Here is a 26,196-nt window from a genome sequence, read left to right as displayed (position 1 = left end):
TGCCGGTCTTCGGGCTCAGGCCGTGAGGTCGACGATCACGCCCGCCGCGCGCCAGTGCATGTTCTGCGTGCGTTGCGCCAGTGCTTCGAGCAGCGCGGGCAAGGTCACGTTGCTCGTGCTGTCCACGCTGCCTGTATCGAGCGTCGAGAGGTAATCGTTGAGCGCGCCGTTCAGTTGACCGATGGCGCCGGTCATGGTGCCGCTTTCGGTGGTGGTGGAGGCGGACGTATCCGTGCTCGCGGCCGGCGTGGTCGCGAGGCCCCATTCCCAGTCGTCGCTGCTGTTGCCGTTGACGCCGTTCGCTGCCCGCGCGGTGGCGACGGCCGGGTTCGCGCGCGCCGAAGCCGCCAGGGCCGCAAGCGAGGTGCCGAGGTCGCGGTAGGGGCCGGTTGCCGCATCGATGGCGCCGGCCTCATGCACCGCGCCACTCGCGCTTGTGTCGTTCGTCCCGCTCGTCTGCGGGGTGCTCAATCCGGCTTGCGCCGCCAATGTGCTTTGCAGCACCAGCGCCTGGTAGAGCGCGACGAGAAAGCGTTCCTTTGCGGACTGCGTGTCTTCCGCCGAGGCGCCGCTCGTGCTCGTGATCGTGCCGCCCGCGGTACTCGTGACGCTCGACGCCGACGTGGCCACCGTAGCGGGATCGATACCGAGTTGCTGAAGGCTTTGTTCGATGGCAGCCAGCAACGGACCGTTGCTCGGGTTGCCGGTGGGAAGGTTGCCCGTGCGTGAGGGCGGCTTCTGAGGCGGCACGGCCGCAGCGGCCGGCGCATTGGTGGTGGAGGCCAGTGCGGCCGTCCATGCGCTTTGCGTCATGTCGATTCCCCGAAGCCCGTTGGCCCTGCGCGCTGGCCGCGCGTGATTATTGGCTGCATTCCGGCCACGCCTGTTCGACATGCCGTTGGCGTTCCCGTATTGCATTGGAATGCCAACGGATGCTAGCACGTCAAAATCTTACGGATTATCCGGCTTCATCACCTGTTATTACGTGCGCTCTTGCGTTCCCTCGCGCACGGATCAATACGCGACGTAGGGCCCATTGCCGCCGGGTGTGGATTGCTGCTCGATGGCCGCGTAGACAGTGCGTCCGTAGAAGAACGGCAGCCCCCAGTCGAAGATCGACGACGTGACGAAGGCGGGCCCCGCGAGCAACGGCATGACGGCGTCGCCCGCGTAGGTCTGCGCAAGCGTGCTGGCGTTGCCCACGTCGAACGAGACCGACGCGGTGATGCCGTTCGCCCCCTGCATCACGGCGCTCAATTGCTGCGTGGACGGCGGGCAGTAATACGCGCTGTTGGGGCTCGCGCACACGGGCAGCGCGCCGGTCTGAAAGAACACGCCGGTGGAGCCGCTGTCGACGATGCTGCGCGAGTACGTGGTGCCGTTGTGCGTGGTCGTGAAGGTGCCGTTGCTCGCGCTCACGCCGATCACCTGCGCGTTGCCGAGCCCATTGTTGCTGCGCGTGCCGATGCCGAAGATCAACTGCCCCGCGAGCGACGCCTGGCCGCCCGACGCGACCGCTGGCAGCGCGAGCAGCGAGCCGTTGTTGTCGGTGGCGAAATACGGAATGGGATTGGCCACCTGGAACGCTTCGGCAAGCGGGATCGACGTGCAGCCCGAACTCGTGCAGCCGTAGTAGGTGGCGGGCACCGCCTGGTTCACGCAGTTGTAGCCGCAATCGTGCTTGAACACGCCGATGCCGAGTATGCCGTTGGCCGCCAGCGTCGAGGGCGTGTTGCGCGAGGCGCCCACGTTCGTGCAGTCGGCAGGCGTGGTGCTGTACGACGGATCGATGACCTGGATGGGCAGCGACGCGGCCTTTTCGCCCGCGATCTGCACGTCTGCGATGCGCACGGGGCCCCACGTGTAGCCGTCGAAGAACTGCATGCATTCGGCGAGCTTGTTGCCGGAGGCGTCCTGCTCCTGAGGAAGCGCGACGGCGGCGGGCAGTTGCGAGGCGAACACGCGCAACCCCCACGAACCGGTATCCACGAGCACGTGGTCGATGGTCTGGCACTGCGCGGTGCCGGGCGCGCACACGGTCACGCTGACGAAGGGCATGTTGGGCACGCCGCTCACGCCGGGGTCCACGGTAACGGCCGCGGCGTTGGCCGCGAGCGCGGGTTGCGACGACGTCGTGTTGGTGACGGGCTGAGCCGGCGCCGCGGAGTTCGTGGTGGCGGCATTGCCGGTGGCGGCGGACCCGCCACCGCCGCCCCCACCGCAGGCGGCGAGAACGAACGAGAGCGCAAGCGCGATGAAAGACGCGGCGAACGAGCCGCGCGATGAACGTTGAGCCAGCATGATCGCCCCCGCCCTTACTGGATGACGCCGACGTCGACGCCGGCCGGCACGGCTTTCGGCAGCCACGCGTGACCCGCGAAGGCGCGCAGATGCCCGCCCGAATAGACCACTAGGTCGTTGCTCGAAACGGCAAGCGGCGTGGCCCGGCGCGTCGCGTTGGCCGCGACGTACTGGTCGAACGCGGCGCCGAGCGTCGCCTTCAGATCCGGCAGCGTGGGGCCTTCCCACGCCACGCCGAAGACGATGCCGTTCGGTGCCACGTACTCGCGCACCACGGTGCCCGAGGCAAGCGTGATCTCGTGCACCGTATAGGCCGCTTGAACGACCGCGGCGTGCGCAACAGCGCGCAGGCTCGCCACATCGTGGCTCACGCTGCTCGCGCTTTCACCGAGCGCGGCATGAGCCGGTCCGACGAGGGCAAAAGCGCCCCCCAGCATTGCGCAGGCAATGCCCGTAGAAAACTTCGGCTTCAATTGATTTCCTTCGACGTCGATACGCCTTTGACTGACAGATCGTGTCCGCGGAGGGCGGACGGCAAGCGCAGACATGGGCGAGGCCGGCGTGTTGGCCGGGGTGCGTCGCGATGCTGCGTGGATGCGTCAACGGAGAGGCGGCGCGAATCTTTAGCGACGTGAAGCGGCGCGATGCAATCGTTTGCGCGAAGTGTGGAACAGGGGCGCGGGACGGTGCTGTTTGAAAATCGGCAGGACGCTGCCAGCGCATGTGGCCACGCGCTCTGTTTTCCCGCTCACAGGCGTTTTAAGCGAACGGGTGTTAGCGAGCCTGCCGGGCGCGCGAAAAAAATTTCGGAAAAGACGCGGTCGCACGAAATTCTTAAGCGGGCTGTTCATACGCGGGTACACCGTTTGCTGAACGAGGGTACTCACCTTGTTCGTTGACTGCGGCAGGGGAGGGAGAGCGACGCGGCGGACCTGCGGCGTCGCTTCACGGCCGCGGCCCGCGTATGGAGGCGTCTATGCTTGGAACCATTCTGATCGTCGTACTGCTGCTGTTGCTGATCGGCGCGTTTCCCGCCTGGCCATATAGCCGGAGCTGGGGCTACGCGCCTACCGGGACGCTCGGCCTGATCGTCGTGATCGTCGTCGTGCTGGTGGTGTTGGGGCAGATATAGCGTTGCTGCCGATGTGGTTGCCAGTTTGGCTGCCGGTCGTTGCGGTGGCTTTTGCAACGGCGTTGCAGTGGCGATGAGAACCGGCAGTCTGTCATGCAGTGGGCCGCGCGAGGTTGGGCGCGGCCCGCTCTTTATTTGGCGTCCTGTTTAGTTCGCATGCCTCGCGCGTGGCGCACTTCACCGCTCACGCACGAATTACTTCACCGTCCCCGCCTCGAACGTCCCCGGCCGCCGCCGGCGGTCCCACCACACGCGCAGCCGATCCATGTAGAGATAGACCACCGGCGTCGTGTAGAGCGTGAGCATCTGGCTCACGATGAGCCCGCCCACAATCGAGATGCCGAGCGGCGAGCGCAGCTCCGCGCCTTCGCCGCGTCCGAACGCAAGCGGCAACGCGCCGAGCAGCGCGGCGCACGTCGTCATCATGATCGGGCGGAAGCGCAGCAGGCACGCCTGGTAGATGGCGTCGCGCGACGAGAGCCCTTCGCGCGAGGCCTGGATCGCGAAGTCCACCATCATGATCGCGTTCTTCTTCACGATGCCGATGAGCAGAATCACGCCGATCAGCGCGATGATGCTGAACTCCGTATTGAAGAGCAGCAGCGCGAGCAGCGCACCTACGCCCGCCGAAGGCAGCGTGGACAGGATCGTGAGCGGATGGATGTAACTCTCGTACAGAATGCCGAGCACGATGTACACGGCCGCGAGCGCCGCGAGAATCAGGATGGGCTGGTCCGACATCGACTGCTGGAACGCTTGCGCCGTGCCCGCGAAGCTGCCGTGGATGGTACCCGGCATGCCGATGCGCGCCATCGTGTCGTAGATCGCCGCGGTTGCCTGCGAGAGCGAGCGGCCCGGCGGCAGGTTGAACGAGATGGTGGAGGCCACGAACTGGCTCTGGTGATTGACCGAGAGCGGCGTGTTGCCCGGCCCGAACTTCGCGATGGCCGAGAGCGGCACCATGGTTTCCTTCGAGGTGGAGACCGCCGCGCCCGAGGACGCCCCCGACTTGCCGCTCGACGCAATCGAGTTGATCGCGAGGTTGCGCGCCGAATCGGCCGCGATGGTGGCCGCACTCGATGCGGTGGTGCCCGCCGTGCCGCCCGCCGCGCTCGACGTGGCGGCGGTAGTGGGCCCGCTCACGGTGCCTGCCGTGGCGTTGGTGCTCTGCACGCCGCTCGCGCTGCCGCCCGAGGTGCTCACGTAGATCTGCTTGAGCATGTCGGGGCTCTGCCAGTATTGGGGCGCCACTTCCATCACCACGTGATACTGGTTGAGCGGGTTGTAGATGGTGGACACCTGGCGCTGCCCGAACGCGTCGTAGAGCGTGTTGTCGATCTGCGCGGGCTTGATGCCGAAGCGCGCCGCCGTGGCGCGGTCGATGGTCACCATTGCTTCCAGGCCGCCTTGCTGCTGGTCCGAATTCACGTCCGCGAGTTCGGGGCGCGCCTGCAGTGCCTCGGTGAGCTTCGGCGTCCACTTGTAGAGGTCGCTGGTGTTGTCGGCGAGCAGCGTGAACTGGTACTGCGCATTCGACTGGCGTCCGCCCACGCGGATGTCCTGCACCGCCTGCAGGAAGGTGCGCGCGCCGGCCACGTGCGAGAGCGGGCCGCGCAACTGCTGGATGACCTGGTCGGCCGTTGCCTTGCGCACGCTCTTCGACTTGAGCGAGACGAACATGAAGCCCGAGTTGGTCTGCCGGCCGCCCGTGAAGCCCACCACCGTATCGACGTTGGGATTGGCCTGCACGATGCGCATCATTTCCGAGAACTTCACCTTCATGGCCTGGAACGACGTGGCCTGATCCGCCTGGATGCCGCCGATGAGCCGCCCCGTGTCCTGCTGCGGAAAAAAGCCCTTGGGCACGATGATGTAGAGCCACACGTTGAGGCCGATGGCCGCAACCAGAATGAGGAGCACCGTGCGCGGATGACGCAGCGACCAGCCGAGCGTGCGCTCGTAGCCGTTCTGCATGGCGACGAAGCGCGCTTCGAGCCAGCGTGCGAAGCGGCCTTCCTTGCGTGCGTCGTGCGGTTGCGCGAGCAGCCGCGAGCACATCATCGGCGTGAGCGTGAGCGAGACGACAAGCGACACCGCAATGGCGAGCGACAGCGTGAGCGCGAACTCGCGAAAGAGCCGTCCCACGATGCCGCCCATCAGCAGAATGGGCAGGAACACGGCCACGAGCGACACGCTGATGGAGAGCACCGTGAAGCCCACTTCGCGCGCACCGAGCAGCGCGGCCTGCATGCGCGGCACGCCTTTCTCGATGTGCCGCTGGATGTTTTCGAGTACCACGATGGCGTCGTCCACCACGAAGCCCGTGGCGATGGTGAGCGCCATCAGCGAAAGGTTGTCGATGGAAAAGCCCATCAGATACATCGCCGCGAAGGTGCCGATAATCGAGATAGGCACCGCCACGCTCGGAATCAGCGTGGCGCGCCAGTTGCGCAGGAACAGGAACACCACCATCACGACGAGCGCCACCGCGATCATCAGCGTGTGCTCGGTGTCTTTCAGCGAGGCGCGGATCGTCACGGACCGGTCCGCGGCCGGCGTCACGTCGACGTCCGCGGGCAGCGATGCCTTCAGCTGCGGCAGCATCGCGATCACGCGGTCCACGGTCTCGATGATGTTCGCGCCCGGCTGCCGGTACAGGATCACGAGCACCGACCGCTTGCCGTTCGAGAGGCCGAGGTTGCGCAGGTCTTCCACCGAGTCGACCACGTCGGCCACGTCCGAGAGCAGCACGCCCGCGCCGTTGCGATACGCGATCACGAGGTCGCGGTATTGCGCGGCGTGGTTGGCCTGGTCGTTGGTGTAGATCTGCACGTGGTTCGGGCCGAACTCGATGGCGCCTTTCGGGCTGTTCGCGTTCGCCGAGGCGAGCGCGGCGCGCACGTCTTCGAGGCCGATGCCGTAATGAAAGAGCGCCTGCGGCTTCAGCTCCACGCGCACGGCAGGGTTGGCCGAGCCGCTTACGTCCACTTCGCCCACGCCGTCCACCTGCGAGAGCGACTGCTGCAAGACCGTGGCCGCCGAATCGTAGAGCTGGCCCGCCGTGAGCGTGTTCGACGTGAGCGCGAGAATCAGGATGGGCGCATCGGCCGGATTGACCTTGTGATAGGTCGGGTTGCTGCGCAAGCTGGACGGCAGGTCCGCGCGCGCCGCGTTGATGGCGGCCTGCACGTCGCGCGCGGCGCCGTCGATGTCGCGGTTCAGGCCGAATTGCAGCGTGATGCGCGTGTTGCCGACGGAACTCATCGAGGTCATCTCGGTGACGTCGGCAATCGTGCCCAGATGGCGTTCCAGCGGGCTAGCCACGCTCGTTGCGACCGTCTCGGGGCTCGCGCCGGGCAGCGTGGCCTGCACGGAGATGGTGGGAAAGTCCACCTGTGGCAACGGCGCCACCGGCAACCGCGCGAACGCGAAGAGACCGGCGAGCGCGATGCCGATGGCGAGCAGCGTGGTGGCAACGGGCCGGGCGATGAACGGACGCGAGAGGTTCATGGCTTATGCCTCGGGCGTCGTGGCCGACGGGTTGCCGCCTGCGCCGCCGCCTGTGCCGTTGCCTCTATCGCCCTCCATGCCGAACCGCTCGCGCAGCCGGCGTGCGAGCGAATCGAAGCCGAGGTAGATCACGGGCGTGGTGAAGAGCGTGAGCAGCTGGCTCACGATCAGCCCGCCTGCAATAGCGATGCCGAGCGGCCGGCGCAGTTCCGAACCCGCGCCCGTGCCGAGCATGAGCGGCAGCGCGCCCAGCAGCGCCGCCATCGTCGTCATGAGGATGGGGCGAAAACGCAGCAGACACGCCTGGTAGATCGCCTCGCGCGGCGGCTTGCCTTCCACGCGCTCGGCCTCCAGCGCGAAGTCGATCATCATGATCGCGTTCTTCTTCACGATGCCGATCAGGAGCACGATGCCGATGATGCCGATGATGTCGAGGTCGTGGCCTGTCAGCATCAACGCGAGCAGCGCGCCCACGCCGGCCGAAGGCAGCGTCGAGAGAATCGTGATGGGGTGGATGAAGCTCTCGTAGAGCACGCCCAGCACGATGTACATCGTCACGATGGCGGCGAGGATCAGGAACAGTTCATTCGACAGCGACGCCTGGAAGGCGAGCGCCGCGCCCTGGAAGCGCGTCTGGAACGATGCGGGCAGGCCGATGTCCTTCTCCGCCTGGTCGATGGCCTTCACCGCGGCGCCCAGCGACGCACCCGGCGCGAGGTTGAACGACACCACGGTGGCCGGGAACTGCGAGAGGTGCGTGACGAGCAGCGGCGCCGCGCGTTCGTGGAAGCTCGCGATGGCCGAGAGCGGCACCTGCCCGTTGGTCGCGGTGGAAGAGGGCAGGTAGATCGAGTTCAGCGAGTCGGTGTAGTGCTGCATGTCCGGCTGCGCTTCCAGAATTACGCGGTACTGGTTCGACTGCGTGAAGATGGTCGAGATGATGCGCTGGCCGAACGCATCGTAAAGGGCGTTGTCGACGGTGGCCGGCGTGATGCCGTAGCGCGACGCGGTAGCGCGGTCGATCTCGATGTAGACGGACTGGCCGTTCTGCTGGAGGTCGGTCGCGACGTCGGCCAGTTCGGGCGACTGCTGCAGGCGGTTCAGGAGTTTGGGCACCCACGTGGCGAACTCCGCGATGTTCGGCGTGGTGAGCATGAACTGGTACTGCGTGGGGCTTACCGTCGAGTCGATCGTGAGGTCCTGCACCGGCTGCATGTAGAGCGAGGCGCCTGGAAGATGGGCCACCTGCTGCTGGATCTGGCGGATCACTTCGCTTGCCGTGTCGCTGCGCTCGTCGCGCGGCTTCAGGTTGATCAGCATGCGGCCGCTGTTGAGCGTGATGTTGGTGCCGTCCACGCCGATGAACGAGGTGAGGCTTTCCACGTTCGGGTTCTTCAGCACTTCGGCGGCCAGCGCCTGCTGGCGCTCGGCCATCGACTGGTATGAGGCCGACTGCGGCGCTTGCGTGATGGCCTGGATCACGCCCGTGTCCTGCACGGGAAAGAAGCCCTTCGGCACGAACACGTAGAGCACGGCCGTGAGCACGAGCGTGCCGAGCGCGACGAAGAGCGTCAGGCGATGGTGGTCCAGCACCCAGCGCAGCGCCACCGAATAGCGTTCGATCACGTAGTCGATGAAGGCGTGGGCGCGCGCCTCGAAGCCGCCGTTCTCTTTGGGCGGCGTGTGGCGCAGCAGCTTCGCGCACATCATGGGCACGAGCGTGAGCGAGACCACCGCGGAGATCACGATGGTGACCGCGAGCGTGATGGCGAATTCGCGGAAGAGGCGCCCCACCACGTCGCCCATGAAGAGCAGCGGAATCAGCACCGCGATCAGCGACACCGTGAGCGAAATGATCGTGAAGCCGATCTGCTTCGAGCCCTTCAACGCCGCTTCGAGCGGCGTGTCGCCTTCTTCCACGTAGCGCGCGATGTTCTCGATCATCACGATGGCGTCGTCCACCACGAAGCCCGTGGCGATGGTGAGCGCCATCAGCGAGAGGTTGTCGAGCGAGAAGCCGCACAGGTACATCACGGCGAGCGTGCCGATCAGCGAGAGCGGCACCGAAAGGCTCGGAATGATGGTCGCGTAGATGTTGGCGAGGAACAGGTACATCACGAGCACGACGAGCACCACCGACATCAGCAGCTCGAACTGCACGTCGCGCACCGAGGCGCGGATGGTCGTGGTGCGGTCCGTGACCACCTTCACGTCGAGCGAGGCCGGCAGCGACTGCTGCAGCGTGGGCAGGAGCCGCTTGATGCTGTCCACCACCTGGATCACGTTGGCGCCGGGCTGCCGCTGCACGTTGAGAATGATGCCCTGCGTGTTGTTCGCCCACGCGCCGAGCTTGGTGTTTTCGGCGCCCTGGATGATGTTGGCCACATCCGTGAGCATCACGGGGCGGCCGCTGCGGTACGCGACCACGGCGCTCTTGTAGGCGTCGGCGTCGGTCAGCTGGTCGTTCGCGTTGATCGTGTAGTTGCGCGTGGGGCCGTCGAAGTTGCCCTTCGGCGTGTTCACGTTGAGGTTCGCGATGGTGGTGCGCAGGTCGTCCAGATTGAGCCCGTACGCCGCGAGCGCACGCGGGTTCGCCTGAATGCGGATGGCGGGGCGCTGCCCGCCCGACAGCGATACCAGCCCGACGCCGGCCACTTGCGAGATTTTCTGGCCGAGCCGCGTGTCGGCCAGGTCCTGGATTTGCGTGAGCGGCAGCGTCTTCGAGGTGATGGCGAGCGTGAGAATGGGCGCGTCCGCCGGATTGACCTTCGCGTAGATGGGCGGCGCGGGCAGGTCGGAGGGCAACAGGTTGCCGGCCGCGTTGATGGCGGCCTGCACCTCCTGTTCGGCGACGTCGAGCGGCAAATCCAGGCTGAACTGCAACGTGATGACCGACGAGCCCGCCGAACTTTGCGACGACATCTGGTTGAGCGACGGCATCTGCCCGAACTGCCGTTCGAGCGGCGCCGTGACCGAAGACGTCATGACCTCGGGGCTCGCGCCCGGATAGAAGGTCTGGACCTGGATGGTCGGGTAATCCACTTCGGGCAGCGCCGAGAGCGGCAAGAAGCGCAGCGCGACGAGACCGACCAGCATGATCGCCGCCATCAAGAGGGCGGTGCCGACCGGGCGCAGGATAAAGGCGCGGGATGGATTCATGCGGCGTTACTGGTTGGCGGCGGCTTGTGAGGCGTGGCGGCGATGGCCGTGAGCACCGGATGCACCCGACGCCGCGTGGGCGCCTGATGCGCCCGACGCGCCGCGCGGCATGTCGGCCGGGATCGTGATCTTCGCGCCTTCGCGCAGGCGGTCGGAGCCGTCGGTCACCACGCGCTCGCCGGCCGCGAGGCCAGACTTGATGCTGGAACGTTCGCCGTCCACGGGTCCGACCTTCACGGGGCGCACCGTCACGGTGTTGTCGGGCTTCACGACGTAGACGAACTGGCCCATCGATCCGTTCAGCACGGCCGAGGTCGGCACGATCACGGCGTTCTTCAGCACGTCCACGAGCAGCCGCGCATTGACGAACTGGTTCGGGAACAGCCCGAGGCCCGTGTTCGGAAACATCGCGCGCAGTTTCACGGTGCCCGTGGTGGTGTCGATCTGGTTGTCCACGGTTTCGAGATAGCCGCCTTCGAGCGACGTGGTGTTGCTGCGGTCGTAGGCCGTGACCGACATCTTCGTGCCCGCGTGCAGCTGTTTCATGATGGCGGGCAGGTTGTCTTCGGAGGTGGTGAACACCACGCTAATGGGTTGAAGCTGCGTGAGCACGACGATGCCGTTGGTGTCCGAAGGCGTCACGTAGTTGCCCGGGTCCACCTGGCGCAGACCCACGCGGCCCGAGACGGGCGCCGTGATGCGCGCGTAGGCGAGGTCGAGCTTGTAGGTGGCGACGTTGGCGCGGTCGGACTTCACGGTGCCCTCGTACTGCTTGACGAGCGAGGCCTGCGTGTCCACCTGCTGGCTCGCGATGGAGTCCTGCGAGAGCAGCGTCTGATAGCGCTTGAGGTCGAGGCGCGCCGTGGCGAGCAGGGCCTCGTCGCGCGCGAGCTGCCCCTCGGCATTGGCGAGCGAAATCTCGTAGGGGCGCGGATCGACCTGGGCGAGCACGTCGCCTCGCTTCACCATCTGCCCTTCGTTGAAGTTCACGGACTGGAGCGTGCCCGAAAGCTGCGTGCGCACCGTGACGTTGGCGAGCGGCGTGACGGTGCCGAGCGCGGTGATCACGATCGGCATTTCACCGAGCGACGCCGTGGCCACGTGAACGGGCTGCGGCATGTTGGCGAACGCGCCGGGGCCGCCGCGTTGCGCCCCGGGGCCGCCCGGGGCATGCGCGCCGCTGGCGCCGCCAGGTGCGGCCGTGCCGCTTCCGGCGCTCCACGGATGCCAGCGCGCAATCACGATGCCGGCCACCACCAGCGCCACGACGAGCAGGCCAATGACCCGACCGCGACCGCGCGGCTTTTCCGGCGGCGGATGGCCGCCCGGCGTGCGTTGGGCGCTGGGCGCGTCCGGCGTGGTGGACGGGCCGGGCGACGCAGCCGAGGCCGGCGGTGGCGTCGGAGATGCGTGGGCGGGCTCGTCGTTGCGCGGCGTGTCGAGAGGCTTTTGTTGTTCGTCCATCGGTCAGATCGGTAACGGGCGTGTAGGTGGGAGCGGCGCAGCCGCGGCGGCGGGCGCGGGCGGTGCGGTTTCGTGGCGCGGGCGCTGGGCCCGCGGCTGCACGGTGGCCGCGGCGTCCGGAATCGCAACGATGCTACGCGAGGAACGTGGATGAACCGGTGACGTTCCCGCGACGGCGCTCATCGGAATGTGCTGTCGGGCCGTATGGCGGCCTGGGTTACGGTTTGTGCTGCGGTCTGCGCTGCGGTGTGCCGGATGCGCCGGCCTGAGTCCATTGGCAGGCCGCGTGCGTCGCGCCTTGTCGCGTGGTGCCCGCTTGCAGCAGAGGCGACGGACGCGACGGAGTCGGCAATGAGGCGGCGACGGGTATTCGATGTGCGGGCGGCGATGTGAAGAGGCGTGGTCGGCATGTGCGGCTAGAACAGGTGCAAGCGAACGGCGGAACAGCGGGGCGCGGCGCGTGGAGCCGGACCGTGAGGCGGTGGGCGACGGGCAACGCGGCCGGACAGCCCGCCGCGCAACGGCCCCTCGCCCGTGCCTTGCCGGAACGGCACGCAAGCCGCACCGGCGGCCGCGTCGAGGAACCATGATGCTACGTCCGTGCGTAAGTTACAGTCCAGCGGCGTATTTTTCGGTGGATTACGTACAGGCTGCGGTGCCTCGCTCGTCACGCCACGCCGCTTCGCACGGTGGGCCGCGAAGGCGAGGGCCGGCCTAGTTGTCGAGCCGCTGCTGAGGCGTGCCGCCGATCTCGCGCACGATGTTCGCAATGCATTCGGTAAGAGCGGGCACGGCGCGCTCGATCAGCCAGTCGCGCGGGCACTGGTGCGCCGCCCCGCCGCAATTGACGGCGTAGCGCTCGCCGGCGGGCCCCACGAAGCCCGCGGCGACGGCATTGAGCCCTTCGTGCCATTCGCCTGTCGCAATGGCGAAGCCTTGCGTCGCGGTTTCCTGCAGCGCGGCGTCGAGCCGTCCGCCGATCAGCGCCCAGTCGTCGCCCGTGGCCGCCTGCAGCGCGACGAGCATCTTGTCGCGCTCGGGCGCATCCAGCGCCGCCAGATAGGCGCGACCTACCGCGGTGCGCGGCATGTCGATGCGCGAACCCACTTCGAGCCGCGACACGAGTACCGCGGCGCGCGGCCGGATGGCATCGATCACCACCATGTCCAGCCGGTCGCGCACCGCGAGATGGACCGAGAGCGCGGTGCGTTCGGCGAGCTCGATCAGGAACGGCCGGGACCGCGCCCGAATGTCGAAGTTGCGTAGAAAGCCATGCGAAAGCTCGAGCACGGACGCGGTGAGCACGAAGCGTTCGTTGTCCGCGAGGCGAAGCAGAAAGCCCGTGTTGACGAGCGTCGCCGTGATGCGCGAGAGGGTCGCCTTCGGAATGCCGGTCTGCTCGGTGAGTTCGCGGTTGCTGATGGGCGCGTGGGCGGCGGCGACGCAACGGAGCACGGCAAGGCCGCGTGCGAGCGCCGTGACTTCGTCGCCGGATCCGTCCTTTTCCTTGACGGGATTGGCGACCGGGTGGGACGTCGGAGTCATGGTTGCTGTTTATGAAACATCATTTCAGTTTAGTGAAGTCAAGCGAGAATCCCGGCGCGCCGCACCATGCCGCACTCGTCGTATTGCGGCTGGGCTACGCGCACGACACCCAATCGAATAGAGCGCTGATTTTCGCGACAGATCATTCTACTGCACGGCGGCAGCGCACCTGGCGGAAGCGCGGGCCTTATGCGTCAAATTTTTCTTGACTTCGTCAGCATAAATGGAAAAAATGGAACCCGATTTCGAATTGCCGCGTCGGCACGGCATTTATTGTCGGGCGCTTAATGTGTGTCAAAATATGCGGATTGCATAATATGCCGTGACAACGGCAGCACGCAGGCGCGTTTGAGCAAGCTTCGCCCCGGCCGGCCGAGGCGCATGCGGCCCTGGCACGGGTGCCCAACGTTTTCGAAATACCGTCTCTCAGGTTCTAGCACGGCCCTCGGAATGGCTAGAACTTTTCAAGCGTCACGCGACAGCGTGGCGCTTTTTTTTGTCCTTTGTACGTTCCATCGGACTCCGCATAAGGCACTCACGTATTGCAAATCGAAGAGGCGGGGGAGAGCCAGCACGAACAATCGGCGATTGATTGCCGGCGCTCAGGGAGTGCCGCATTTGGGCGTTGTGGCGCTCAGCCATCGCGTCGATTCGCCAACTTCGCGACCGCGTTTTCGCCGCGAACATGAATTTATATTCATGAACCCGAGCGCGAGTGGACATCTCAACGCAGTAGAGTCCGCCCGTCGAAAGAGGGATGCGATATGGCGCAATTGCGCGTACTGACCGTCGAAGATGATGCCGTCACGGCAAACGAGTTCATCGATGAACTCAGGAAATGCGCTTTCGAAGTCGATTGGACCGACAACGCGGTCAAGTACGTGAGCCCGACCTATCGGGGACTCACCGCAGAAGCGATGTACGCCGCCGTCGCGCCCGCATGGCACCGAAGCGCGGCCTGTTGCACGCTCGAACGCGTGCAACAGGCTTCGCCGTTATCAGCATTCCGGACGTGCGGTCCATGGCGTTCCTCCTTGATTATCGAACGGACAGGCTCGGGCCGATGGCCCGAACCAGCGTGGCGGCATCTGCCAATGGAAGAATAAGGATGCCGAATTATCGTAACGGTATTCGCTTCGTGAAAGACATTTCACCGAAGACCATACCGAATGCTTGCGGAATCTGCGCGTTCGCGTTGAAGGCGCGCTTCCCTCTACGCGAAGGCATTCGAACGGCTTGTGTGCCTCATCGATTCCGAATCGCCGAACGCGCAACGCGGCAGGCTGCCAGGTCCCATGCGCCGCTGCCCACGGTCTTCAGCAGGATCGGCTTGTCTTTCGGCGCAGGCGCTTCGCAGGCGGAGGCCAGCGAGCGCACGGTAGACCAGTCCACCGCTGCCTGAAGCAGGTCGCCGGCTTCTTCGCGCGTCGCGTCGAGGTCATCGACAAACACGGCGCTCGCTTCAACGGTCGCTGGCGCGATCTCCGCGGCATCGGGCGTGAACGCGCCCACGCCGATGACGAGCCGGCCGGGCTGCGCGGCCTCGGTGTAGACGGGCGTTTTGCTCGTCGTGACCGTGATTACCGTGTCGATGTCGGCCGGATTTTTTTCGCGAGCGGACATGACGGCCACGCCCGCCAGTCTCATCGACGCGCAAAAAGCACGCTCCGCCTCCACGTGTTGCCCACGAACGTACAGCAACGCTTCGGGATGTAACTGGCCGATCGCCGCGGCATGAAACTGCGCCTGTTGACCGGTCCCGACGAGCAGAAATGAAGAGGGCGTGCGCGGATGAAGCAGACGCACGCCCAACATCGAGAGCGCGGCCGTGCGCCGCCCCGTGACCGTCGGGCCGTCCAGAATGAATTCCGGTTGCCCCGTGGCCCCGTCGCACACCGTCACGGTGCCGAAGATAGTGGGCAGCTTCTTCGCGACGTTTGCGGGGCTCACGCTGACGAGCTTGTGGATGGCAACGTCCGCGGCGCTCGCGGGCATCGAGAGAAACACACCGCCGTCCTGGAGCGGAACGCCTATGCGAACGGGCGCGTGGATAAGGCCTGCCGCGTGCTCCAGGGTAGCTTGCCTCAGCGCTTGCACCAGTGCGCCGAAGTCGAGAAACTGTGCCGTCGCTTTGGCGTCGAACACTTCGACGGTTTCCATACTTTCATTTCCTCATTGAATGCGCCGATGCGGACGGTGTTTGTCTCGCGAGAAACGGTCCACGCGGAATGGATGCAGATCGATGTCGGGCGCGGCTGCGTGTCTGTGGCGAGCCATCAGTCGCGCGACGAGTTCGCCCGTCAGGGGCCCAAGCGTGAAGCCCAGATGCTGGTGTCCCGTTGCGACGAAGACATTCTGTGCGTGCGGCAATTCGCCGATCATGGGCAGATAGTCGGGGAGCGTGGGCCGGTCGCCGTGCCAGCGCGACGCGATTTCCGGTAGGGCGCCTTCCGGAAACAGTTCGCGAAAGTGAGTGGCGAGAATGTCGGCTCGTTGCCAGTCGGGCTCGCTGCCGGCGCCCAGTTCCACCGTGCCGGCAAGACGGATGCCGTCTGCCATGGGATTGCAGGTGAAGCCTCGTTCCATGAAGCTCACGGGCACCTTCAGCAGATCGGTCGTGGGTTGCGAAAGCTGGACGTGGTAGCCGCGTTCCTGCGTAAGCGGAACGTTGCTGCCCAACGCTTGCATGAGCGGGCGACTGCGTGCGCCCGCGGCGATCAGGACCTTGTCCGCAAGGGTCCGCTCGCCGTTGATCGTCAACTCGACCTTGCCGTCAAACGATGGCTTGATACCGTCGACGCAGGCCAGCTTGAAGCGCGCTCCCGCCTTCATGGCCGCATCGAAAAAGCCTTGAACGACCTTTTGCGGATGCGTGACCGAGGCCATGCCCGGAAAATAGCGCGCGTGGCTGATGTGCGGCGTCAACGCCGGAAGAAATTCGCGGCGCACCTCCTGAGCCGAGAGGTTTCGGTACGGCACGCCGTAATGATCCAGCAACGAAAGCGTGCGGTGCTCCGTCTTGCGCGCGACAGGCTTCTCGAATACATAGAGCGAGCCGATGTCACGAAACAGGTCGCGCACGATGTGCTGGTCGAGCAGGCGGCGCCACGCGCCCGCCGCGCGCGTGATGAGGCTCGCGAGCGCCACCGTGTTGCGTTCGAAATTGTGTTGCCGCGACTGGCGCAGAAATTCGACCATCCACGGTGTCATGCGCGGCGCGCTGCATGGGTGCAGGCGCAGCGGACTATCGGGGCGCAGGAGCATGCGCGGAATGCCCGACAGTGTGTCGGGACTGGCGAGCGGCGCGACGTGATCGACCGCGATCAATCCGGCGTTGCCGAACGAGCAACCCATTCCCGGCGGCGAGGAGTCGATCAACGTAGTTCGGAATCCTGACTTCGCGAGATTGAATGCCGCAGCGGTTCCAACTACGCCGGCGCCGATGACAACGACGTCCTCCACGTGGGTCTCCTGCCGAAGGGTGGTTCGGCAGATACTACCCGATCAATTTCTGATGTGAAACAAATTTCGTATCGGAAACGAAGGTGGCTAGCGGCCTCGCCGGGCCTTTGTCGCGCTGTACGAGCCAGCTTCTTCGAGCAGCCACGCGCGAAACATCTCCAGCGGTTTGCCGTGCGACAACTCGGTGGGATACACGAGGTAGTAGCCGGAATCGGCCTCTGTCGACGCATTGAACGGAACGATCAAGCCGAGTTGCTCGAGGCGGTCCTCCACGAAGAACTTCGGCACGAGCGCGATGCCGAGGCCCGCGGCCGCTGCGGCGATCAGCATGGTGTGCAGTTCGTAACGCACGCCGTGCATGGTGGAATGGTCGTCGACGCCGAGGTCCGAGAACCAGCGCGTCCAGGCATCGGGACGCGTGGTGGAGTGCAGCAGCGGATACCCCAGCAGTTCATGCGGTTTCTTCACCGTGCGGGTGAGCAGGCGAGGGGAGCAGACGGGCACGGTTTCTTCGCCGAACAGGTAGTCGGCCGTGGTGCCGGGCCATGTGGGTTTGCCGTAGTGGATGGCGGCTTCGAAGTGGGACTCCTCGAACGAAAACGTGTCGGTGCGCACGCCCATGTTCACCCTGACGTCCGGCGCGCGGTCGTAAAACGCCTTGATTCGCGGAATCAGCCACTGCGACGCGAAGGTGGGTAGTACGGCGAGTTCGAGGTATCCGCCACCGCCGCCGTGGGCGATGATCGAAAGGGTGTCCCTGTCGAGGTTCTCCAGTGCGCGGCGCACCTGCGTTCCGTACAGGCGTCCCGCCCGCGTGAGGACCACCCGCTGTTTAGCGCGGACAAAGAGTCGTACGCCCAGTTGCGATTCGAGTGTCGCGATCTGGCGGGAGACGGCGCTTTCCGTGAGGAACAGTTCTTTCGCGGCGTGCGTGAAGCTTTCGTGCCGCGCGGCGGCTTCGAACGCCGTCAGCGCGCCCATGTTTGGAATCTTGAACTTGCGCATCTTAATTCCGAAAACTCATCATGTGGCAATTTTATCTCGCTTTACGCGGGCCACAACGATTTCAATAATGCACGGCATGCAGAACCGGCGTGCACACAGCGTCCCGCCGCGTGTTTTTTCGCCGCGCTTGCGCGGACCCGCTTCAGAGACCAATCATGCGCAATTCGAACATCGAACGTTTGCTGGAAAAGCTGCTCGGACCGGAAAAGACGGGACGACTCTTTGCCACGCTCAATTTCCCCGCCGTACTCGCCGACTGGGAAGACGGCAATGTGACGCGTGCCGAACTCGCCCAGGCCATGAACATGGCGCTCTTCGACGATCTTCTCGAACGTTCGCCGAACGGGCGCGCCTACACCGAGGACGCCATCGCGAACGGCGGCTCGGTCTACTTCGACCATGGCGCGCTGCGCACGGTGCGTTGGGCCGAGAACGGCGCGCTTCCGCCGGGAGAGGCGGCGTTCACGCGCATTCTTCGTCCGTTGGGTTTCAGGCTGAATGGTCGTTATCCGCTGGACAAACTCGGTATGACGGGGCGCGCATACGTGCATGCGGACGCTCCCGACGAGATCGCGCAGTTCTTCGTGAGCGAGCTGCACCCCGAGCGCTTTTCGGGCGAATTCCAGCAGGCTGTTTCGAACGTGCTGCGTTCGTCGAAGGACCCCCTTACGCCGCTTGCGGTTTCGCAGCTGTCCGAACTGGAGCGCGACGGCCATTTGCCCATCGACACGGCACATCGACTATTGCCCGTTATCGTGAGCGCATTTTCGCGTCAGCACGACATGCCGCACGTCGACGACTACGAGACCATTCTTCGTGAGTCTGCGGAAATGGCGTGGATTTCGACGGAGGGCAACGCATTCAATCACGCGACAGACCGCGTGGCGAACGTGTTCCAGCTCTCCGACGACGAAAAGGCGAAGGGACGTCCCATCAAGCCCGACGTTGAACGATCGCGCTCGGGCCGCGTGTTTCAGACCGCTTATCGCGCGGACATCGTGAAGCGCGAGTTTCGTAGCGCCGACGGCCGCGTCGTTACGCGCGAAGTACCGGGCTCGTTCTACGAATTCATCACGCGCAAGCGCGAATTCGACGAGACCGCACGCAGCTGGAAGACGGATCTGCGCTTCGACGCCGGTAACGCGACGGGCATCTTCAAGATGACGGCTCACGCGGCAAGATAGGAAAGCAGCCGTGAAAGCAGCCACGCCGTTTCAGGCAAGCAGCAGCCTGCTTCAGCAGGTGGAGACCGAACTGCGCCGCACCGTGCGCGGTGAGGTTCGGTTCGACGCGGGCTCGAAGGCGCTGTACGCCTCCGACGCTTCGAACTACCGGCAGGTGCCGCTCGGCGTGGTGCTGCCCACCGATGTGGACGACCTGGTGGCGGCCCTTGAGACATGCCACCGCCTGGATGTGCCGTTTCTCTCGCGCGGCGGCGGCACGTCGCAAAACGGGCAATGCGTGAATGTCGCGGTGGTGGCCGACACGAGCAAGTACGTCAATCGCGTGGTGAGCGTCAACCCTGCGGGCCGGACCGCAATCGTGGAGCCGGGCGCGGTCTGCGACACATTGCGCGAAGCGGCCGAACGGTACGGCCTGACCTTCGCGCCCGATCCGGCCACGCACAGCCGTTGCACATTGGGCGGCATGATTGCCAACAACTCGTGCGGCGCGCATTCGGTCATGGCGGGCAAGACGGTGGAGAACGTCGAGGCGCTCGAGATTGCCACGTATGACGGCGCACGCTTCTGGGTGGGTCCGACAGACGACGCCGAACTCGAAGGCATCATTGCGAAGGGCGGCCGCAAAGGCGAGATATACGCGCAGCTGCGGGACCTGCGCGACCGGTACGCCGATCACATTCGCGCTGAATTTCCGCAGATCAAACGACGCGTATCCGGTTTCAATCTCGATCAATTGCTGCCTGAAAACGGCTTCAACGTTGCACGCGCGCTGGTGGGCACCGAAGGCACATGCGCGGTGACGTTGCAGGCGAAAGTTCGCCTCGTTCACAGCCCGTCATGCCGCGTGCTGCTTCTGCTCGGCTTCAAGGACATTTACACCGCGGCCGACGCGGTGCCGCACTTCAACCGCTTCGCGCCGATCGCCATCGAGGGCCTGGATCGCGCCATCGTTCGCGGCCTTCAGGCGCGCGGGCTCAAGAAGGACGAAATCGCGTTACTGCCGAAGGGCGACGCCTGGGTGGTGCTCGAATTCGGCGCGAACACGCACGCGGAGGCGGTGCGGCAGGCGCAGACCGCGCACGCCTATTTCAGCGCAGGTCACGGCGGCGCCGACGTGACCGGCTTCGTGGTGGAAGACAAGACGCAGCAGCAGAAGGTGTGGTCGATCCGCGAGACGGGTGCGTCGGCGGTTGCGCTTTCGGTCGACCCGTCCATACCGGACCCGATGGTGGGCTGGGAAGACGCGGCAGTGGACCCGATGCGGCTCGGCGACTACCTGCGCCAGTTCCAGGCACTCGTCGACCGCTACGGCTACGAGACATGTCTTTACGGCCACTTCGGCGATGGTTGTGTGCATGCACGCATCACCTTCGATGTCCGAACCGTGGAAGGCGTGCAGAAGTGGCGCCGCTTTCTGCGCGAAGCAGCGCAGCTCGTGGTGGACTTCGGCGGCTCGCTTTCGGGCGAGCACGGCGACGGCCAGGCAAAGGCGGAATTTCTGCCCATCATGTATGGGCCTGAAATCATGCGTGCAATGGAGGAGTTCAAGGCGATATGGGACCCCGCCAATCGCTTGAACCCGGGCAAGGTGGTACACGCCTATCGTGCCGACGAGAACCTGCGTATGGGCCCGGCGTACAAGACCGTTACGATCGATACGAGGCTTACGTTTACGAGTCCAGAAGGCGACGGTATGCAACGTGCGGTGGAACGCTGCATCGGAATGGGGAAATGCCGGTCGCTCGATGGCGGCACCATGTGCCCCAGTTATCGCGCGACGCGCGAAGAGAAATTTTCGACGCGCGGACGCGCGCACCTCTTCTGGGAAATGCTGCAAGGGGAAGTGATGACGGAGGGTTGGGACAGTGAGCCGCTAAAAGAAGCGCTCGATTCCTGCCTTGCGTGCAAGGGCTGCAAGTCGGACTGTCCGACCCACACGGACATGGCGTCGTACAAAGCCGAGTTCCTGTCGCACTACTACGAGAAGCATCGTCGGCCGAGGCAGGCGATGTTCATGGGAAGAATCGGGCAATGGGCACCGTGGGCGAGCCGCTTTCCGTGGCTGACGAATTTCATGACTTCCGCTCGTCCCCTGGCTCGTATCGGCAAATGGGTGGCGGGCGTCGCGCCACAACGCACCCTCCCCGTGTTCGTGCCGAAGACGTACCGTGCATTGACGCGCCATCGCACGCCGGCGAGCCGCACCGCGACGGTCGCGAAGTCGGGCAAGGTGATGCTCTGGGTCGACACCTTCAACGACCATTTCTCGCCGGAGGTTGCTACGTCCGCGGCAAACGTACTGACTCAGCTCGGCTACGAAGTTGTGCTGCCGCGCAAGCGTTTGTGCTGCGGCCGCCCGCTCTACGACTATGGCCTGCTCGACGAAGCCAGGGCGCTGCTCAGGAACGTAGTCGACGAGCTGTCCGAAGACATACGCGCCGGCGTGCCGGTGGTCGGGCTCGAGCCCGGCTGTCTTTCGGTGTTCAAGGACGAACTGCTCAAGCAGTTGCCGCACGACGTCACGGCAAAAAGGCTCGCGCAGCAGACGTTCCTCTTCTCCGACTTTGTCGCGCGTGCGGACTTTCAATGGCCACGGCTGGAGGCCGATGTCGTCGTGCACGGACACTGCCATCAAAAGGCGGTGTTCGGGATGAAAGGCGAAACCGCATTGCTCGATAAGCTCGGTGTGCGCTGGTCGCTGCTCGATGCCGGCTGCTGCGGTATGGCGGGCGCATTCGGATTCAACGCCGAACACTATGCCCTGTCGATGAAAATCGGCGAGCAAAAGCTCCTGCCATCGGTGCGCGATGCGGCGCCCGAAACGATTGTCGTGACGAACGGCTTCAGTTGCCGCGAGCAGATTCAACAGGGCGCCGGCCGGCACACCTTGCATATTGCGCAGCTTGCAGAAAGAGCGCTCACGCGTGGGAACCTCCGTCGATCCGATACGCCTATCGAAGCGGTTGGTCATATAACATCGGTATCCTGAACAACTCTGTTTTCTGAATGCAAAGGGGACGCGCCGCGTCCCTTTTTTGTTGTTCGATTGAAGCAATGGGGGTATGCCCTTGTGCCTGATAGGGAGCTCGGGCTGCGCTGAACGACCCGGAATTCACGAGGTTGATGATCGGAACGCATCACGTCGTGCATAGATATCGTTTGATGCAGGTCTATTGGCTGCTGACAATTGCTCCACATCATCACCGGACGTGTGTTAGCTGCCAATGGTTGGCCGGGAGATGAGTGTGCTGTGCGCGACCGTTGAGGCCATCGCCTCGCGCTGTGTGTCGACTACAAATATCAAAGGAAACTCCCCATGCTCTCCCGTATTTGCGTGTCCCGTCGTCCTCTCGTCGTGGCTCTTTCTCTTTGCTTCGTTTCCGCGGCAGCTTGCGCGCAGGAAGCGGAGGTCAAGATCGGCATCGCCGGTCCGCTCACGGGCGGGGGTGCCGCCTACGGCAAGGACATCGAGAACGGCGTGCGAATGGCCGTCGACGAAGCCAACGCAGGCCATCCGAGTATCGGCGGCAAGCCGGTCAAGTTCGTCGTCGACTCGCAGGACGACCAGAGCGACCCGCGCGTGAGCGTGCAGGTCGCGCAACGGCTCGTGGATGACGAAGTGTCGGTGGTGATCGGCCATTTCAACTCGGGCACCACGCTGCCGTCGTCGAAGATTTACGCGAAGGCGGGCATTCCGATGATCACACCCGCGGCCACGAATCCGACCATCACGCAGGCGGGGCTCTCCACGATCTATCGCGTCATCGCAACGGATGCGCAGAACGCCGGCAACGCGGGCACCTATGCGGCCACGGTGACGAAGGCGAAGCGGATTGCCATCATCGACGACAGAACGGCATTCGGGCAGGGCGAAGCGGACGAATTCGAGAAGGCCGTGAAGGCGAACGGCGGCACCATCGTCGACCGTCAGTTCACCAACGACAAGGCGGTGGACTTTTCCGCACAGCTGACCGCCATCAAGAGCACGAACCCCGACCTCGTATTCTTCGGCGGCCTCGACACGCAGGCAGCCATGATCGTCAAGCGGATGCGCCAGCTCGGCATCAGGGCGCAGTTCCTCGCCGGCGGCGGCGTGATGGACGCGAACTTCATCAAGATCGCGGGCGACGCGGCGAACGGTTCGTCCGTGTGGGAATACGGCCAGCCGCTGTCCACGCTGCCGAAGGGCAAGGACTTCGAGGCGAAGTTCAAGCAGAAGTACGGTGTCGACATGCTCGCTTACGCGCCGTTCGCGTACGACGCAACGTGGGTCGCCATCAAGGCGATGCACAAGTCCAATTCCACGAAGCCCGCGGATTTCAACACGGCAATGAAGGGCACCGACTATCAGGGCGTCACGGGCCGTATCGCGTTCACGCAGACAGGCGACCTGAAGAATCCCAGCTCGACGATGTATCAGGTCAAGAACGTCGCCTGGACGCCGATCACGACGAAGACCGCCGACTAAACGCGTAAGCGTGTCACGAAGGATGCGTGCGGGCGAACGTCCGTCGCCCCAGGCATCTTTTTCGCACCAACGTGCGGCTTCGGCCATGCACCTGTATTGGAAACACTGAAGAGGCTCTACTGTGAAAGCATCAAGCATTCTCTCGGAACTCGGCATTTCGCATCTGGCGGAAGCGGGCGACATCGAGGTGCGTTCGCCCATCAACGGCGAACTGATCGGTCGTGTCGCGAGCCAAACGGTGGCGGACGTGGACGCGGCACTCGCGAAGGCGCACGAGGCCTTCAAGGTCTGGCGCAATGTGCCGGCGCCGCGCCGCGGCGAACTGGTTCGCCTGCTCGGCAACAAGCTGCGCGAGAAGAAGCACGCGCTCGGCAGCATCATCACGCTCGAAACCGGCAAGATTCTCCAGGAAGGCTTGGGCGAAGTGCAGGAGATGATCGACATCTGCGACTTCGCAGTGGGCCTCTCGCGTCAGCTATATGGGCTCATCATCGCCTCCGAGCGGCCGGGCCACCGCATGGCCGAGACGTGGCATCCCATGGGCGTTTGCGCGGTGATCTCGGCGTTCAATTTTCCCGCGGCCGTATGGTCGTGGAATGCGGCGCTCGCACTCGTGTGCGGCAACGCCGTGCTCTGGAAACCCTCGGAAAAGACGCCGCTCACGGCGTTGGCCGTAGACCGGATTCTTCAGGATGCCTTGAAAGAATTCGACTCGGCACCCGAAGGCCTGACAGGCCTCATCAACGGAGGCCGCGAAGTGGGTGCGAAGCTGGTTGCGGATCCGCGCTCGAACATCGTGAGCGCCACGGGCAGCACCGGGATGGGCCGAGCGGTCGGCGTGGAAGTGGCGCGTCGATTCGGCCGCGCGATTCTCGAACTGGGCGGCAACAACGCCGGCATCGTGAGCGGTACGGCCGACATGGAACTCGCCTTGCGCGGCATCCTCTTTTCCGCAGTGGGCACGGCCGGTCAACGGTGCACGACGCTGCGCCGCCTGTTCGTGCACGAGAGCGTGTACGACAAGACCGTGGAGCGGTTGAAGACGCTCTACGGCAAGGTGACGATCGGCAACCCGCTCGAGCAAGGCACGCTCATGGGGCCGCTCATCGACGAGCAGTCGTTCGATCGTATGCAGGCGGCGCTGGAGCAGGCGCAGCGCGAGGGCGGCAAGGTGTTCGGCGGCGAGCGGCAGATTATCGCGGGCAACGAGAAGGGCTTCTACGTGCGCCCGGCAATCGTCGAAATGCCGTCGCAAACGGACATCGTGCTCACGGAAACCTTCGCGCCCATTCTCTACGTGCTTAAGTATTCAAGCTTCGACGATGCGATCGAAGCGAACAACGCTGCGCACCACGGCCTGTCGTCGTGCGTGTTCACCACGGACATGCGCGAGAGCGAGCGTTTCCTGTCCGCGTCGGGCAGCGACTGCGGCATTGCGAACGTGAACATCGGGCCGAGCGGCGCGGAGATCGGCGGGGCATTCGGCGGCGAGAAGGAAACCGGCGGCGGGCGCGAATCGGGTTCGGATGCGTGGAAGGGTTACATGCGCCGTGCCACCAACACCGTCAATTTCTCGTCGGCGCTGCCGCTCGCGCAGGGCGTCGATTTCAACATCGGGTAGCAACGCGCATCGGGCGTGGGGCGTTTCGTTCGCAATAGGGAAGGCGATAGAGCGGACGATAGTGGACGAAGCCCCACGCCGCGCGTGGCATCAATCGCACCCTCAGCAAACATGGAGCCTGTCGTGAGTTCTAAAGTCGTTATCGTTGGCGGCGGCGTCATCGGTAGTTCTATCGCTTACTTTCTGCGCGCTGGCGACCCGACGATTTCGGTGACGGTCATCGAACGCGACCCGAGCTACGCGAGGTCGTCGTCGGCGCTGTCGGCCGCGTCTATCCGGCAGCAGTTTTCCACGCCGTTGTCCATCCAGATGTCGTTGTACGGCATCGAATTCCTGCGCGATATCGGCGAGCGCCTGGAAGTGGAGGGCCACCGACCGTCAATCGATCTGCACGAAGGCGGCTATCTCTTTCTCGCAACGCAAGCCGGCGAAGCCACGCTGCGCGAAAACCACGCCTTGCAGGCGAGCCTGGGCGCCGACATCGCGTTGCTCTCACCAGACGAGCTGGCGCAGAAATTCCCGTGGTTGAACGTCGACGATATCGTTGCCGGCGCATACGGGCTTTCCGGCGAGGGCTGGTTCGACGGCTACGGCCTCGTGCAGGCGCTTCGAAAAAAGGCTCAGTCGCTCGGCGCACGCTATGTGGCCGCTGACGTGACCGGCCTTGAGCGCGACGGACGCAAAGTGACGCACGTCGTGACCAGCGACGGCGAACGCTATGCCTGCGACACGCTCGTGAATGCAGCCGGCGCGTGGGCACGGCGCATTTCGGAACTGATGGGCGTGGACATTCCGGTCTATGCGCGCCGCCGCAGCATCTTCAACGTGTCGTCGCCTGCGCAGTTGAAGAACAGTCCGCTGCTGATCGACCCCACGGGCGTGTACTTCAGACCGGAAGGCAAGACCTATATCACCGGCACGTCGCCGGATGAGGACAACGATCCGGACGACCTGCCGCTCGACGAGGTGGACCACGAGCTCTTCGACGACGTGATCTGGCCGACGCTCGCCCACCGCGTGTCCGGCTTTGAAGCGCTGCGCGTCGAGAACTGCTGGTCCGGCTATTACGAGTACAACGTGTTCGACCACAACGCGATCATCGGTTATCACCCGGACGTCGAGAACTGCGTTTTTGCGAACGGCTACAGCGGGCATGGTCTGCAGCAAGGCCCGGCGACGGGGCGCGGCGTGAGCGAACTCATCGTCAACGGCCGGTACACCACGCTGGATCTGTCGTCGCTCGGCTGGGAACGGATTCTGGAAAACCGGCCCATCGTCGAAAAGAACGTCGTCTAGCAACGTCGTCTAGCGGGCTGCGTCGTTCCCGATCAGCCGGCTCCTCGCA

At 64.7% G+C, this 26,196-nt stretch carries 17 protein-coding genes; 7 read left to right on the top strand and 10 right to left on the bottom strand.

Annotated features, from left to right (window positions below; genetic code table 11):
* Window positions 1–15 precede the first annotated feature (15 nt).
* The 3 genes from U0042_RS12480 to U0042_RS12470 form a co-directional block, all read right to left on the bottom strand.
* Complete coding sequence (locus U0042_RS12480) at window positions 16–813, bottom strand: hypothetical protein (RefSeq protein ID WP_114811042.1); 798 nt, start codon at window positions 811–813, stop codon at window positions 16–18.
* 201 nt (window positions 814–1,014) lie between these two features.
* Complete coding sequence (locus tag U0042_RS12475) at window positions 1,015–2,301, bottom strand: DUF3443 domain-containing protein (protein ID WP_114811041.1); 1,287 nt, start codon at window positions 2,299–2,301, stop codon at window positions 1,015–1,017.
* A gap of 14 nt (window positions 2,302–2,315) precedes the next feature.
* A complete protein-coding gene (locus tag U0042_RS12470) occupies window positions 2,316–2,738 on the bottom strand; it encodes a DUF2844 domain-containing protein (protein WP_198665311.1) in 423 nt (140 codons plus the stop codon).
* A gap of 539 nt (window positions 2,739–3,277) precedes the next feature.
* Here U0042_RS12470 and U0042_RS12465 point away from each other — a divergent pair.
* Window positions 3,278–3,433, top strand: coding sequence for a DUF3309 family protein (locus U0042_RS12465; RefSeq protein WP_114811039.1), 156 nt, complete (start codon window positions 3,278–3,280; stop codon window positions 3,431–3,433).
* A gap of 195 nt (window positions 3,434–3,628) precedes the next feature.
* Here U0042_RS12465 and U0042_RS12460 read toward each other — a convergent pair whose 3' ends face one another.
* The 4 genes from U0042_RS12460 to U0042_RS12445 form a co-directional block, all read right to left on the bottom strand.
* Window positions 3,629–6,943 carry an efflux RND transporter permease subunit gene (locus U0042_RS12460; protein ID WP_114811038.1) on the bottom strand — a complete coding sequence of 1,105 codons (3,315 nt, stop codon included), beginning with the start codon at window positions 6,941–6,943 and terminating at the stop codon, window positions 3,629–3,631.
* A gap of 3 nt (window positions 6,944–6,946) precedes the next feature.
* Window positions 6,947–10,102, bottom strand: coding sequence for an MdtB/MuxB family multidrug efflux RND transporter permease subunit (locus tag U0042_RS12455; RefSeq protein WP_114811037.1), 3,156 nt, complete (start codon window positions 10,100–10,102; stop codon window positions 6,947–6,949).
* A 6-nt stretch (window positions 10,103–10,108) separates the two neighbouring features.
* The gene (locus U0042_RS12450) at window positions 10,109–11,566 is read right to left on the bottom strand and encodes an MdtA/MuxA family multidrug efflux RND transporter periplasmic adaptor subunit (protein ID WP_114811036.1); all 1,458 of its coding nucleotides are present in this window, start codon (window positions 11,564–11,566) and stop codon (window positions 10,109–10,111) included.
* A gap of 714 nt (window positions 11,567–12,280) precedes the next feature.
* Window positions 12,281–13,111 carry an IclR family transcriptional regulator gene (locus U0042_RS12445; RefSeq protein ID WP_114811035.1) on the bottom strand — a complete coding sequence of 277 codons (831 nt, stop codon included), beginning with the start codon at window positions 13,109–13,111 and terminating at the stop codon, window positions 12,281–12,283.
* A 764-nt stretch (window positions 13,112–13,875) separates the two neighbouring features.
* Here U0042_RS12445 and U0042_RS12440 point away from each other — a divergent pair.
* Window positions 13,876–14,217, top strand: coding sequence for a hypothetical protein (locus U0042_RS12440; RefSeq protein ID WP_232833373.1), 342 nt, complete (start codon window positions 13,876–13,878; stop codon window positions 14,215–14,217).
* A 139-nt stretch (window positions 14,218–14,356) separates the two neighbouring features.
* Here U0042_RS12440 and lhpI read toward each other — a convergent pair whose 3' ends face one another.
* The 3 genes from lhpI to U0042_RS12425 all read right to left on the bottom strand — a co-directional run bounded on the left by lhpI (window position 14,357) and on the right by U0042_RS12425 (window position 17,578).
* The gene (lhpI, locus tag U0042_RS12435; protein WP_114811034.1) at window positions 14,357–15,271 is read right to left on the bottom strand and encodes a bifunctional Delta(1)-pyrroline-2-carboxylate/Delta(1)-piperideine-2-carboxylate reductase; all 915 of its coding nucleotides are present in this window, start codon (window positions 15,269–15,271) and stop codon (window positions 14,357–14,359) included.
* Window positions 15,272–15,283: 12 nt separating this feature from the next.
* Entirely contained in the window at window positions 15,284–16,573 is a 1,290-nt protein-coding gene (locus U0042_RS12430; RefSeq protein WP_114811033.1) for an NAD(P)/FAD-dependent oxidoreductase, read from the bottom strand.
* A gap of 87 nt (window positions 16,574–16,660) precedes the next feature.
* Entirely contained in the window at window positions 16,661–17,578 is a 918-nt protein-coding gene (locus U0042_RS12425; RefSeq protein WP_114811032.1) for a LysR substrate-binding domain-containing protein, read from the bottom strand.
* Window positions 17,579–17,733: 155 nt separating this feature from the next.
* Here U0042_RS12425 and U0042_RS12420 point away from each other — a divergent pair, with 155 nt between their 5' ends.
* From U0042_RS12420 to U0042_RS12400, 5 genes are all read left to right on the top strand, one after another.
* Entirely contained in the window at window positions 17,734–18,762 is a 1,029-nt protein-coding gene (locus tag U0042_RS12420; RefSeq protein ID WP_114811031.1) for a DUF1338 domain-containing protein, read from the top strand.
* 10 nt (window positions 18,763–18,772) lie between these two features.
* The gene (locus U0042_RS12415; RefSeq protein WP_114811030.1) at window positions 18,773–21,751 is read left to right on the top strand and encodes an FAD-binding and (Fe-S)-binding domain-containing protein; all 2,979 of its coding nucleotides are present in this window, start codon (window positions 18,773–18,775) and stop codon (window positions 21,749–21,751) included.
* A gap of 327 nt (window positions 21,752–22,078) precedes the next feature.
* Entirely contained in the window at window positions 22,079–23,230 is a 1,152-nt protein-coding gene (locus U0042_RS12410; protein WP_114811029.1) for a branched-chain amino acid ABC transporter substrate-binding protein, read from the top strand.
* Window positions 23,231–23,351: 121 nt separating this feature from the next.
* On the top strand, window positions 23,352–24,851 hold the full coding sequence (locus U0042_RS12405; RefSeq protein WP_114811028.1) for an aldehyde dehydrogenase family protein: 1,500 nt from the start codon (window positions 23,352–23,354) through the stop codon (window positions 24,849–24,851).
* A gap of 123 nt (window positions 24,852–24,974) precedes the next feature.
* A complete protein-coding gene (locus U0042_RS12400) occupies window positions 24,975–26,147 on the top strand; it encodes an NAD(P)/FAD-dependent oxidoreductase (protein ID WP_114811177.1) in 1,173 nt (390 codons plus the stop codon).
* Window positions 26,148–26,196: the final 49 nt, after the last annotated feature.

The organism is Paraburkholderia kururiensis (assembly GCF_034424375.1).
In the GTDB taxonomy this organism is placed as follows: domain Bacteria; phylum Pseudomonadota; class Gammaproteobacteria; order Burkholderiales; family Burkholderiaceae; genus Paraburkholderia; species Paraburkholderia kururiensis_A.
The sequence above is the reverse complement of the archived record's forward strand: the minus strand, read 5'-3'. Positions and strand labels throughout refer to the sequence as shown.